The following is a 13,097-nucleotide window of genomic DNA, read 5'->3' as shown; positions in this document are numbered from 1 at the left end:
AAAATAACGAATAGATTTTGAATTATCGCGCTAATTTGCCTTCCATGTATTATTGTCCGGATTCTTGTCTGGCATCACATCATCGGGATCTAATTGGACGGACTGTAAAGCTTCGTTTGTTGCAATTTTAAATTGCCATACATTGTTTCTTTCCCAGATTTCCACGGGTAGTTTTTTTCTTATTTTTTTACCCGATACGGTGGTTGCCTCAACAATAATAGGCATTGGCAATTTTTCCAGATTTTCCACAGTAACCAGTGCGCCAAGCATAGGCTGATTGTTGACATAGGAAACAGCCTTGATCGCTTGATCCATTTGCCAGTTGTTGACAAACCATCCCCGCCAAAACCAATTGAGGTTTTCACCGGTTCCGTTTTCGATCGCTTTAAAGAAATCTTCTGGTGTCGGGTGTTTAAAAGCCCACTCCTGGATGTATTTTTTAAAGGCGTAATCGAAGCGCTCTTTGCCAATAATCTCATTGCGCAATAATTTTAGTCCATAGGCTGGTTTGTAATACACAAGAGCACCGATATTACGCTCTTTCATATTTTGCGGTGTACTCATAATTGGCTCGAGATTCTGTGATGTGAAAATATACGAGCGGCTAGCCTGAGGACGATGATATTCACCTTTATTAAATTCTTGTGTCGCTAACTCATTGATAAAAGTATTGAACCCTTCATCCATCCAGCCATGTTCACGTTCGTTGGACGCGACAATCATTGGGAACCAGTTGTGGCCAAACTCGTGATTGGTCACCCCCCAGAGTGAGCCTGCCTTGGCTTGATTGCCACAGAATGAAAGGGCTGGATATTCCATACCGCCTACGTTGGATGCAACATTTACGGCTACAGGATAGGGGTATTCAAACCAGTTTTTGGAATAAATTTCGATGGCAGCTTTGGTGTATTCTGTTGAACGCTCCCAAGCATTGTTGCTGTTACTTTCTACAGGATAAGCTGACAGCGCAAGAGCCTTTTTGCCACTTGGTAGATTGATCTTGGCGCCGTCTAATATAAATGCAGTAGAGGATGCCCATGCAATATCCTGTGCATTGTTGAGCTGATATTTCCAGGTCAACGCTTTTTTGCTTGGTCTGGAACTTTTTGCGGTCACTTCTTCCGCTGAGCGAATCAATACCGTTTCATCACTGCGCAACGCCAGTTGATATCTTTTGAATTGGTCTGTTGTAAATACCTCCTGTGGATTTAAGAGCTCACCTCCTAGAACAACGATATGATTAGCAGGTGCTGTGATTTCTACCTGATAATTGCCAAATTCGCGATAGAATTCTCCGGGTCCTGTATAAGGCAATGTATTCCATCCTCTAATGTCATCATATACACAAAGTCGGGGAAACCATTGCGCAATAGCATAGATTTTTCCATTTTTGGTGTCTAGGATACCCGTACGGTCAGCACCATATTGTGGCACGGTATATTGGTAAGTAATCTTGAATGTAATTTTTCCACCCTTACTTTTCAGCGCGGCCGGTAGTCGCAGCTGCATACGTGTATCATCAATAATATGCTCTATGGTTTTTCCGTTGACATCGGTGACAGACTGGATCTGGTAACCGCCATCAAATTTGGAGTTTCCATCACCATATCGGCTATTGGTCAACGGAGAAATCAATTGACCACGGCCATGTTGTGAAAACATGTTTTGGTCTAATTGAAGCCAAAGGTAATCCATATTGTCAGGACTATTGTTACTATAGGTAATCTCCACTGCACCAGTTACCTGATCATTTTGGTCGTTTAGTGATGCCTGTATCTTGTAGTCCGCAGCATTTTGCCAATATCCGGGCCCGGGCTTACCGGCCGCAGAACGGTAATCATTTCCATTGTTATTGAAAAACAAGGGTGCAAAAGCTTCAGTATAACTATAGTTGGATGTTTTTTCCTGGGAAAAGGACGGCAAAGCATAGCTTAAGGCAACAAGGCTCAAAGAAGCCAATGCAAGTCTTTTCATCATATCTGTTCGTATTAAATTATGTTTATTGGTCACAATATACAATGAAAAGTACATAAGGCAAAAAAAAGCTCCTTTTTAGGGAGCTTGTAACAATTATTTTAAGTTGCTGTTGTAATCGTCTTCACTGAATCCGAGTAAAATACCCTTACCATGTTCGATCACAGGACGTTTGATCATACTGGTATTTGCTTTTAATACATTATTGGCACTGTTTGCGTCAATGACCCCTGCTTGTTCTTCTGCGGTCAGTTTTTTCCAGGTAGTACCCTTTTTGTTGACCAGTGATTGCCAGTCAACCTTTTTCTCCCATTCTTGTAGTTTTTCATCACTGACACCTTCTTTTTTGAAGTCATGAAATTGATAGGCAATCTGATTGTCTTCTAACCATGTCAAGGCTTTTTTTACTGTGTTACAATTTTTGATACCGTATACCTGTAGCATAATGATTACAATATTAGTGAGCTCAAATTTAAATAATCCATGATGCATTTCACGCTTTATCAGACCAGTTTTTTTGTTGAATAGTTAGACAGTTTAGGGCGTTTGTGAGCGTTTGCATGTCAATCTATCTGATTTGGCTTGAATTGGCCTTGCTGGATAAACTACATATTGGATGACGAAAGCTGTCTGCTTTATTACCGTACAAGGATTATGGTAACAAATAATTGATAGTGTATTTAGTACACTTTAAAAATTAGGAAGTGATAATTATTTTTAATAATTTAGTAGCTTCAAGAGTTAATAAAGATTAAAATAAATCAATAACAGTAATATGAGCCTAAAAGATTTTAAAGGTGTATTGACGGGAGATCAAGTACAAGAGTTGTTTGAAGTTGCAAAGAAACACAAATTTGCTTTGCCTGCGGTAAACATTATCGGAACAAATTCTATCAATGCGGTAATGGAAACTGCTAAAGCAGTAAACTCTCCTGTAATTATTCAATTGTCAAATGGTGGTGCACAATTCTATGCGGGTAAAACATTAAATAATGACAACTTGCAAGCTTGTGTATTGGGTGCGGTATCTGCAGCACAACACGTGCATTTATTGGCGGAGCACTACGGTGTTGCGGTAATTTTACACACCGACCACGCTGCTAAAAAACTTTTACCTTGGATCGACGGTTTGTTGGACGCTGGTGAGAAATTCTTTGCACAACACGGTAAACCATTGTTCTCTTCACATATGTTGGATCTATCTGAAGAACCAATTGAAGAGAATATCGAAATTTCTGCAAAATACTTAGCACGTATGAAACCACTAGGTATGACTGTAGAGATCGAATTAGGTGTTACAGGTGGAGAAGAAGATGGTGTTGACAACTCAGATGTGGACAGCTCTAAATTATACACACAACCAGAAGAGGTTGCTTACGCATACGAAGAATTGTCTAAAGTATCTGACAAATTTACAGTTGCTGCAGCATTCGGTAACGTACATGGTGTCTACAAACCAGGTAATGTAAAATTACAACCGGTGATCTTACACAATTCTCAAGAATATATCCGCGAAAAATACAAGCTTGCTGCTGAAAAACCAGTGAACTTTGTATTCCACGGTGGATCTGGTTCTTCTCCAGAGGAAATTGCTGAGGCAATCTCTTATGGTGCGATCAAAATGAACATCGATACAGATATGCAATGGGCATTTTGGGATGGTGTAAGAGGTTACGAAGCTAAAAACCACGATTATTTGCAAGGACAGATCGGAAACGCTGAAGGTGCAGATTCTCCAAACAAGAAATATTACGATCCACGTGTATGGTTGCGTAAAGGTGAAGAAACATTTGTTGCTCGCTTGAAAGAAGCGTTTGCTGATTTGAATGCAGTAGACGTAAACAGCAAATTGTAAGCTGAAAAAAATATATGATAAATATGAGGTGTCCTGGATTATAGGACACCTTTTTTTGTCAAAATAGGTTAAAAAAGGGGCTTAATAGTCATGATTGGCGTGTTTTTTGACATTAAGAAATTCGAATAAGTCAGGATGAATATGCAATCCCTGTGGACAATATAAGTCGCGATACGGCAGAGAAGTATATCAAAAAGGTGAAAATATAGATAAAACAGCTATGAAATTTTTAGGCATCAGTGCATTTCTTTTATTAATGACCCAAGTCGGTTTCGGACAGGCGAAACAAAATGTAGGCGATTTTAGTTCAGTTGTCGCTACAGATAAAATACAAGTAGAACTGATCAAATCCAATGAATCTCTGGTGACTTTTGAAGGGCAGAACCACGAGAATGTAAAGGTAGTCAATACAAATGGTGCCTTGGTCTTAAAAATGAATACCTTAAATATGTTGCAAGGAGGGAATATCTCTGTAAAAGTGTATTATAAAAGCTTGAAAAATATTGAGGCTAAAAAAGGAGCTAAGGTATTTGCCACATCAAATAATGTCGTGTCATCTGAGCAGCTAAAACTCTATGCATCAGAGGGTGGGTTGGTGGACCTTTATGCTGATGCAAAAAATGCTGAAGTGAAAGTGACCTCAGGAGCAACGGTAGCACTCTATGGTAAAGCAGATAGACAGGAAATTATCTCAAATTTTGGTGGTAAATATGAAGGGAAAGATTTTAAAACTAAAACCACTATAGTAACAGTGAACGGCGGCGGAAAAGCTGAAGTTAATGTGGTCGATTCTATCGAAACAAAAACGCGTGGTGGTGGTACAATAGATGTATATGGCAAGCCAGAACAGCGTGTAGAAAAGAAAATGGCGGGTGGAACAGTCAACTTCAAATAAGAAACTGTCTTGATTTTGTCAATTTTGATCGTGCGTATTTTTGATCAAAATTGACAAAATTTGAAGAAAGTTTAAGTTAAAAGATCAAATAAAAGGTTTTAGACTAAGATTTTCCTACCTATGTGTTTAACCTTTTTGTTGAAAAGGTCAAATATTTTGTTTTTCTAATCTTGAACCTTCTTCATTTGTGCTTAAAATACGTATTTTTGTGAGGGAATAATAAAAATAGTATTATGGCAAAGCGTAATTATGTTTCAAATTCTACGGAATCTACGCGCATGTTCAAAAATGACTTTTTGGAGTCTTTGACGAAAGTGCACTGGAGTGTACCTTTGATTTTCTATGTACCCGTAGTTGTTTTCTTTTCGTATAAAGCTCTGGTTTGGGGAGAGATTTCCCTAATGACATATCTTGGGTACTTTGTTTTTGGTTTGGCATTTTGGACAGCGTTTGAATATGCACTCCACCGCTGGGTATTCCACTTTCATCCGACCTCAGAGTGGGGGAAACGGATCGCTTTCATTTTTCACGGTGTACATCATGACTATCCAAGAGACCGGATGCGCTTGGTGATGCCTTTATCGGCAAGTATCCCTTTGGCAGCGCTAGTATATTTTGGATTTACATTGTTCTTTTCAAATGAGTTTATCCTGGCTTGCTTTTTCTCCGGATTTATGATTGGATACCTGATCTATGATGAATGTCACTATGCCATGCACCATGCTAACTTTAAGAGTGGAATTTTCAAACGCATTAAACAGCATCATATGTTACATCACTATTCGGATCCTGAAAAAGGATTTGGTGTGAGCTCGTCATTATGGGATGAAATATTACGTTCAGGTTTCGAAGAAAAAGAGCCCAAAAAAGAAACATCGACACTAAAAGAAGAAAAAGCATAATGCTTTTCTATCTTAGTAAGAAGGCCTTTGGAGTAATTCCAGAGGCTTTTTTTGTGGGCAATATTTATTAGTGGGCGAATTTGAATTTTTAAAATGCCAACTAAAAGAGGACGCTTTTTGATCGTGTTTAATCCTTCCTCTAGGTTGTTTTTCTTAATGTTATTTATTGTTAATAATTTTGTTAGATGAGGCTAACTTATTATTTTTATTTATAAAATAACAAAAACGATAATGGAATATGTGATCATACTATTGGAGGAAAATAGAAAAAGGCTAGAACGTCATGTTCGTGATACCAATCTCATGAAGGCTGATATTCAATTGGCAACCAAAGAAATGCAGCAGATTGGCCAATTGAAACGAGCGATAAGAATTCTAAAACAGAAAGTAAAAAGCCATGGTCAATAGCGATCTACGTGCTATAGAGCGGTATTGGCAAACCTTAACACTTTCAAGCAATACGCTTTATAATGCGAATAAATTTGAGGAGGCCTTGTTGAGCTATCAACGTGCTTTGGCTAGCGCGGAGCTATTGAATAACCGTCTTACAGACTGTATTTGTTTGGAAGTTCCCGTTATGCAGGTCTATATTATCTCATGCAACAACCTCGCAAATACTTATATATCTTTAGGCGATTTTGAGCAGGCTGATCGTATGCTTAAGCGTGTGTTATATTATTTGTTACATCTTGTTGTTCATGCTCAACTCGATCAAAATGAGATTCAATCCGAACTGAAAAGAGCGACATCAGCCTATCAGCAATTTGCTGAAAAAACAAATATGGAGAAGCATAAGAGAGCACTTTTTTTTGATTTATTCAAGGAACAATTATTTGAACGCGAATAATAAATTAAATTTAGGTTATACAGCGTAGATTAGCTATCCCTTTAAAACAAAATATCGCAAAGCATTATTTTGTCTATGGAGAGCTACAAATAGATATGATAGGTGATTATTTATGCAGTACTCCCTCATAAATCTCATCGATGTGCTGGTTCTAAGTTTGCTTCGGGTAGCTATCCGCTAAAATAATAAATAATAGGAGTAATGGTAAAATTATTTTTAGTCCGTCACGGACAATCGCAATGGAATCTTGAGAACCGTTTTACCGGTTGGCAAAATATTGATATCACAGCCTTGGGACAACAGGAAGCGCGACAAGCTGGGAAAGCGTTAATGAAAGAATCAATCGATGTCGCGTTTACTTCTACACTAATCCGTGCCCAGCATACTTTGCAGGTTATTCTTGAGGAAATCGGAAAGCCCAATATTCCGATTATCGTTGATGCTGCACTGAACGAGCGGAGCTATGGAAACTTAGAAGGACTAAATAAGGATGAAACCGCTGAAAAATATGGTGTGGAACAAGTCCATATCTGGCGAAGATCTTTTGATGTAGCTCCTCCGGGCGGTGAAAGCTTAAAAGATACCTACGATAGGGTAATACCTTATTTTGAGAATTTCATACAGCCAGAGTTGGACGCAGGTAAAAATGTTCTTATTGTCGCACATGGTACAGCTTAAGAGCGCTCATTATGTATCTGGAACATCTCACCCTGGCACAGATCCTTGAGCGAGAAATAGCGACTGGAGATCCCATCACTTATCAATGGGATCACAATAATAAAATCATATAATAGTCGGATTTTGTAGCTAAGGTTTAGTTCGAATAGACTTAACTGTTTGCAAACAATCAGCACGGTATATGGACAGGCATCATAGGTCAAAACATTAGGCAAAAAAGTACCAAACTTTTGTTACCAGGAAGCATACAATCAGGCCATAAAATACGGGTAGCAATGTCGCTACTGCGGTCCATTTGCGACTTCCTGTTTCCTTATAAATAGTGTATATTGTCGTGCTGCAGGGATTGTGTAGGAGACTGAACAGCATCAAATTAATGGCGGTCAATGTTGTCCACCCACCCGCATGTAATAGGGTGGACACCTCATTTGCTGAGCCTTCAAACAATACACCCGTACCTGCTCCGGTACTCCCTACCGTGAGCGCAGTTAACATGAGTATGGTCGGGATAACAATTTCATTCGCTGGAATGGCAACGATATAAGCCAATAAAATAACACCATTTAGACCTATAAATAAGCCCATCGGGTCGAGGCCATGAATGAGCCAGAGCGCTATATTTTGATCAGCGATATGAATGTTGCAGATCAACCAAATAATGGCACCAGCGGGTGCAGCAAAGATGATCGCACGCCATAAAACGATCAATGTGCGATCGATAAATGAGCTGTATAATGTCTGAAAGAATCTCGGTGGCCGATAAGGGGGCAGTTCCAGTGTAAAGAAGGAGGATTCTCCCTTGAGCAATGTTTTTGACAAGAGCCAAGAGGTGAAAAATGTAAATGCAATACCAAGTATTGCAATGAAAATTACAGCTAACATGGCGACGGAACCAGACCATTTGGCAGGAACTAAAATACCTAAAAAAAGACTGGCGATCAAAATCTGTGTGGGCCATCTTCCATTACACAGTGAGAAGTTATTGGTGATAATAGCAATCAATTTTTCGCGGGGGCTGTTAATGATCCTTGTCGCAACAACACCTGCAGCATTGCAGCCAAAACCCATACTCATGGTCAGTGCCTGTTTGCCATGAGCACCGGCTTTTTTGAATATCCGGTCTAGATTGAATGCAACCCTAGGGAGATAACCAAAATCCTCCAACAATGTAAATAATGGAAAGAAGATCGCCATGGGTGGGAGCATGACCGATATGACCCAGGCAGTAGCCAGATAGATCCCGTCAATAAGAAAACCACTGAGCCAAATAGGGGTACCAATGTCTATTGACCTTTCCTTTAAAAACGGATAAACATCATCCAACAATAGTGTTGATAATATTTGTGATGGATAATTTGCCCCTGTGATAGTGAGCCACAGGATCAATCCGAGCAGCATGAACATAATCGGAAATCCCCAGATTCGATGGGTGACGATATGGTCAATACTGCGGTCCAGTCGAAACGAGTAGCTGCTCGAATCTGTAGAAACATGGTCTTTTACCAGTTTGCTTGCTTTTGCATAGATGGCTTCAACCAGCTCATTTCGATAATTATTTCCTAATTTAAACTGATATGCTGTGGCGCGATGCAATATGGGGGTTAAGTTCTCTCTGTCAATGGCGGAGGATAATTGCCCCTTTTGTAAGGCATCAATAATATGTTTATCATCTTCGATCAGGCGCATAACCAGCCAATTTATAGGGGTTAGCTTAGTGTCCAGTGCATGGAGATCTTTAGCTATTGTCGCAACTGCGGTGCCGGTTTGCTTTGTCAACTGAAAAGAGGTCGTTTTTGTGGGGAGGAAACTACCGTCAGCGACTTGATGGATGGCCGCCAAAAGGTCGGAAAGGCCTTCTTTGGTACGGGCGCTGGTAGCGATAACGGGAATGCCGAGATCCTTTGACAGGGTTCGTACATCAATCGCTATCCGATGACGCCGTGCCTCATCCATCAGGTTAAGACATAGAACCGCTTTGTTGCTAATTTCGAGGATTTGCAGAACTAGACTGAAATTGCGTAGCAACCTGCTGGCATCGACGACAATGACCGTGACATCGGGTTGGCCAAATAGGATAAAATCTCGAGCGACCTCTTCATCTTCGGATGTAGAAAGTAAGGAGTAGGTGCCGGGGAGATCAATGATTTTAAATTTATCGCCTTTATGCGAATAACTTCCTTCTGCTCGTGTAACAGTTTTGCCCGGCCAGTTTCCCGTATGCTGTTTTAATCCAGTTAGTGCGTTAAAAATAGAACTCTTGCCTGTATTTGGATTTCCGGCTAAAGCTATGGTGTAGGTGGAATTTCCCAAATTTGTTCCCCATTGTTTTAGATCTGAAATGGGATTCAGCTGGCAGGTTTCGCATGCTGTATGGTTTTTCATTATCATCTATTTATGGGTAATCAATACATGTAAGGCATCTTCTTTGCGAAGTGAAATCTGGGTACCGTGTATATTATAGGCGATCGGATCACCTAGCGGACTTATATTCTGGATGCTTATTTCAGCGCCTTTGACGAAGCCTAGATCAAGTAATCGCTGCCGGATTTCCTGGCGACAGTCTGTCGCTATTCCAGCGATGCTTGCAAGCTCTCCTTTTTTTAATAACCCCAATGTGATCACCTGATTGTTTATCATTACTTATTTTGTTTTTAGTTTTACTAAATTATAAAATTAGATTAGACTAACAAAATGTAGCGTTATATTTTAATCAAAAGATGCAAATGGGTGATGTGCCGAAGAGGTTTTAGGGCTATTAAAAAAAATGGGAGTCCTATGTTCAGACTCCTGGCAAGTATGGATGAGGGACCCGAAAATACGGAAGCGTTATTATTACGAACTGGGGCGCACAAGTAGTGTAGCGGTTACTTTACTACTGAGTACTTCTGAAGTTCGATCGCCATAACTGACTGTTATACTGTTGTCGAAGGGCTCAATGGAAAAGATGGTTAATGTTGTGCCCAATTCGAGATCTTTGGCGCTCAGGTATTGTAACAATTCTTTGGAAGAGGGTTGTACAGCCATTAACGTCACTACATCTCCAGTTTTGCATGTATCGAGAAAGATATAGCTTTCCGAACGCATTACGCCGTTATGGTCAGGGATTGGTGAGCCATGGGGGTCTACTGTGGGGTAACCCAATAATTGATCCATCTTGGTGAAAAATTCTGGCGAATGGATGTGCTCGATCTGTTCCGCAATCTGGTGAACTTCGTCCCATGCAAAACCCATTTTTTCAACGAGATACATTTCGGTAAGTCGATGCTTGCGAATGATAAGCGCAGCTTCTTTCTTTCCTTCTTCTGTGAGCTTGAGAGGTTTATAGCTTTCGTAATGGACAAAACCTTTTTCGGATAGCTTTTTCATCATACTATTTACCGTTGGCATTTTGATGTCCAGTCGTTTACTGATCTCATTGACACTGGCCTCGCCTTTGAGGTAGGTCAGATTGTATAATGCTTTTAGATAGTTCTCTTCAGTCTGTGATATCATAGTTCAAATTTACCAAATATTAGTTGTGTCTAATAGCAATGTTAGAAATTATTTTATTAGTATAATCTAACTTATTAGATTTGTAATTCTAAATTTATAATTAATCAAAACAAAACAATGATGACGGGATCCAGAGTTCTCTTAACAACAGTATTCATGCTGATCGGATTTATTTCCTTTGGGCAGACAGGTAAGGTAGTAGGTAAAATTTATGATAGCAATGGACTTCCGCTGAAGTCGGTATCTGTGGCTATCCCTCTTCTTAAGATGAGCACCAAATCCAATGAGCTTGGAAAATTCGCATTGGAAAAGATTCCCTATGGTACTTGGGAAGTAGAAGTGAAGCATATTGGTTTTAATACTTATCGCGATTCGATCAGGATCGAGCATGTATCTGAGACCAGGGATATCCGTTTAAATGGTTCCATCTTTTTACTGGATGAAATTGTGGTCACTGGAACGAAGACATTTAAACGAAAAACTGAAAGTCCGGTGATCGTCAATATTTTGGATAGTAAAACCCTGGACAACCTACAGGTATGTAATCTTTCGGAGGGACTGAAATTTCAACCGGGCTTGCGGGTGGAAACAGACTGTCAGACCTGTAACTACACTCAATTGCGGATGAATGGACTCCAGGGGGGATATTCGCAGATACTGATCAATGGGCGACCTATTTTCAGTCCTTTGATGGGACTTTATGGGATGGAGCAACTGCCTGTCAATATGATCGAAAAGATTGAGGTGGTTCGAGGCGGTGGTTCTTCGTTATATGGTTCAAGTGCCATAGGGGGCACTGTCAATGTGATCACCAAATTACCGAAGCAGAGTGGTTATGAAGTCAATTCTTTTTACCAAAGTATTGATGGAAAGACAAACGATTTTAATCTTGGCGGAAATGCCACCTTGGTCAATGAAAAGGGAAATGCTGGAACATCTTTTTTCTTCAATAAGCGTGATCGCGGTTTTTACGATGCAAATGGTGATAATTTTTCGGAAATACCTAAAATTGAAAATACCTCCTTCGGTATCAACTCATTCTATCGGTTTTCAGACAATCAAAAATTGGAAGTCTCCTTGAGCAATCTGAACGAATATAGATTTGGGGGGGAGATGACGAAAAAACCCGCCTACCTTACACTTCAGTCCGAAGAACGTACCCATAAAATATGGATGGGAAGCGCGGATTATCAAATTAATTTTAATCAGGATAAATCTTCATTGATCTTCTATACCGCTTTTCAAAACACCAATAGGAAGCACTATACCGGAATATTCCCGGATAGTCCAGAAGAGATTGAAAATCATCTCAAAAATCCGCCTTATGGCGATTCAAAGACAACAACATTACAGGGCGGTTTTCAATTGAACCACGAAATCAGCAACTTTTTGAACCATCGGAATGTGCTGACGATTGGATCTGAATATGTGTCCGATAAGGTTTACGATGAAATTCCAAGTTATAACTATTTGGTGGATCAGCATACGAAAGATTGGGGGAGTTTTTTTCAGAGTGACTGGGACTTTGCGGAGAAATTTAACTTGCTATCTGGTGTTCGTGTGGATAAACATAATCTATTGGACAAAGTGATCGTCAGTCCACGTGTGGCACTGTTATATAAACATGCGGCTAATACGCAGTTTCGCCTAAGCTATGGAACCGGTTTTCGGGCGCCACAGGCTTTTGATACAGATCTTCATATTGCTTTTGCGGGTGGAGGTGTTTCACGTGTTCAATTAGCTCCAGATCTTCGGGCAGAACGATCAAAAAATTTCAGCGGCTCGGTAAACTATGATAAAGCCACGGAGAAATGGATTGCGGGTTTTACATTGGAGGGATTCTATACACAACTGAAAAATGCCTTTGTACTTGAAGAAATAGGTACGGACGACTTTGGTAAGGTGTTTGAAAAACGCAATGGAAATAACGCGAAGGTAGCAGGGACTACACTTGAATTGCGTGCCAATTATAATAAAAAGGTGCAATTGGAGACAGGGTTTACCTTGCAACAGAGCAAATATGAAAGTCCTGTGTCTTATCTGGAAGGTATTGAAATGACAAAATCATTCTTGAGAACACCAGATGATTATGGTTTTGCAAACCTCAATATTACACCTGATAAACGCTGGACGGTCAATCTCAACTGTGTGTACACAGGTAAGATGACGATCGCTCATGCCGGTGGTGCGGACAATTTTCCGGAAGATCAAATGGTTCATACAAAAGCATTCTCAGAGGTAAATAGTAAAGTGTCGCATACTTTTAGTCTGTCAAAATTTAAAAATGTGATCGAAATCTATGCTGGGGTGAAGAATATTTTTAACGCTTACCAACATGATTTTGATACAGGTAAAAATCGGGATAGCAATTACATTTATGGCCCTAGTATGCCTCGAACTTTCTTTTTTGGGTTAAAGATAAAGACACTCTAAGTAAATTGATAAGAGTATAAG

Annotated in this window: 12 protein-coding genes; 7 read left to right on the top strand and 5 right to left on the bottom strand. The window is 39.8% G+C overall.

What is annotated here, in order from left to right; translation table 11 throughout:
• Nucleotides 1–30: 30 nt before the first annotated feature.
• Both AC07UV_RS12140 and AC07UV_RS12135 read right to left on the bottom strand, forming a co-directional pair.
• Nucleotides 31–1,977, bottom strand: coding sequence for a M1 family metallopeptidase (locus AC07UV_RS12140; protein ID WP_495183943.1), 1,947 nt, complete (start codon nucleotides 1,975–1,977; stop codon nucleotides 31–33).
• A 93-nt stretch (nucleotides 1,978–2,070) separates the two neighbouring features.
• Nucleotides 2,071–2,418 (bottom strand): ArsC family reductase, encoded by a 348-nt coding sequence (locus AC07UV_RS12135; RefSeq protein ID WP_282252703.1) that lies wholly within the window; start codon nucleotides 2,416–2,418, stop codon nucleotides 2,071–2,073.
• A gap of 331 nt (nucleotides 2,419–2,749) precedes the next feature.
• On the opposite strand from AC07UV_RS12135, the gene fbaA reads away from it, so the two are divergent.
• The 6 genes from fbaA to AC07UV_RS12105 all read left to right on the top strand — a co-directional run bounded on the left by fbaA (nucleotide 2,750) and on the right by AC07UV_RS12105 (nucleotide 7,151).
• Nucleotides 2,750–3,829, top strand: a complete 1,080-nt coding sequence (gene fbaA / locus AC07UV_RS12130; protein ID WP_495183942.1) for a class II fructose-bisphosphate aldolase — start codon at nucleotides 2,750–2,752, stop codon at nucleotides 3,827–3,829.
• Nucleotides 3,830–4,049: 220 nt separating this feature from the next.
• Nucleotides 4,050–4,724 carry a head GIN domain-containing protein gene (locus tag AC07UV_RS12125; RefSeq protein ID WP_495183941.1) on the top strand — a complete coding sequence of 225 codons (675 nt, stop codon included), beginning with the start codon at nucleotides 4,050–4,052 and terminating at the stop codon, nucleotides 4,722–4,724.
• Nucleotides 4,725–4,957: 233 nt separating this feature from the next.
• Nucleotides 4,958–5,626, top strand: a complete 669-nt coding sequence (locus tag AC07UV_RS12120) for a sterol desaturase family protein (RefSeq protein ID WP_223580800.1) — start codon at nucleotides 4,958–4,960, stop codon at nucleotides 5,624–5,626.
• A 231-nt stretch (nucleotides 5,627–5,857) separates the two neighbouring features.
• Nucleotides 5,858–6,034 (top strand): hypothetical protein, encoded by a 177-nt coding sequence (locus AC07UV_RS12115; RefSeq protein WP_495183940.1) that lies wholly within the window; start codon nucleotides 5,858–5,860, stop codon nucleotides 6,032–6,034.
• Entirely contained in the window at nucleotides 6,024–6,473 is a 450-nt protein-coding gene (locus tag AC07UV_RS12110) for a DUF2753 family protein (protein WP_495183939.1), read from the top strand. Before AC07UV_RS12115 ends, AC07UV_RS12110 begins: the two co-directional genes overlap by 11 nt.
• Before the next feature lie 201 nt (nucleotides 6,474–6,674).
• Nucleotides 6,675–7,151: a 2,3-bisphosphoglycerate-dependent phosphoglycerate mutase gene (locus tag AC07UV_RS12105; protein ID WP_495183938.1), complete on the top strand. Its 477-nt coding sequence runs from the start codon at nucleotides 6,675–6,677 to the stop codon at nucleotides 7,149–7,151.
• A gap of 207 nt (nucleotides 7,152–7,358) precedes the next feature.
• Here AC07UV_RS12105 and feoB read toward each other — a convergent pair whose 3' ends face one another.
• From feoB to AC07UV_RS12090, 3 genes are all read right to left on the bottom strand, one after another.
• The gene (gene feoB / locus AC07UV_RS12100; protein ID WP_495183937.1) at nucleotides 7,359–9,533 is read right to left on the bottom strand and encodes a ferrous iron transport protein B; all 2,175 of its coding nucleotides are present in this window, start codon (nucleotides 9,531–9,533) and stop codon (nucleotides 7,359–7,361) included.
• A 6-nt stretch (nucleotides 9,534–9,539) separates the two neighbouring features.
• On the bottom strand, nucleotides 9,540–9,788 hold the full coding sequence (locus AC07UV_RS12095) for a FeoA family protein (protein ID WP_282252719.1): 249 nt from the start codon (nucleotides 9,786–9,788) through the stop codon (nucleotides 9,540–9,542).
• A 195-nt stretch (nucleotides 9,789–9,983) separates the two neighbouring features.
• Nucleotides 9,984–10,643: a metal-dependent transcriptional regulator gene (locus AC07UV_RS12090; protein ID WP_495183936.1), complete on the bottom strand. Its 660-nt coding sequence runs from the start codon at nucleotides 10,641–10,643 to the stop codon at nucleotides 9,984–9,986.
• Nucleotides 10,644–10,760: 117 nt separating this feature from the next.
• On the opposite strand from AC07UV_RS12090, the gene AC07UV_RS12085 reads away from it, so the two are divergent.
• Nucleotides 10,761–13,076 carry a TonB-dependent receptor gene (locus tag AC07UV_RS12085; protein ID WP_495183935.1) on the top strand — a complete coding sequence of 772 codons (2,316 nt, stop codon included), beginning with the start codon at nucleotides 10,761–10,763 and terminating at the stop codon, nucleotides 13,074–13,076.
• The last annotated feature ends 21 nt before the right edge of the window (nucleotides 13,077–13,097 follow it).

This window comes from Sphingobacterium sp. GW821-FHT03E03 (assembly GCF_059420745.1).
The sequence above is the reverse complement of the archived record's forward strand: the minus strand, read 5'-3'. Positions and strand labels throughout refer to the sequence as shown.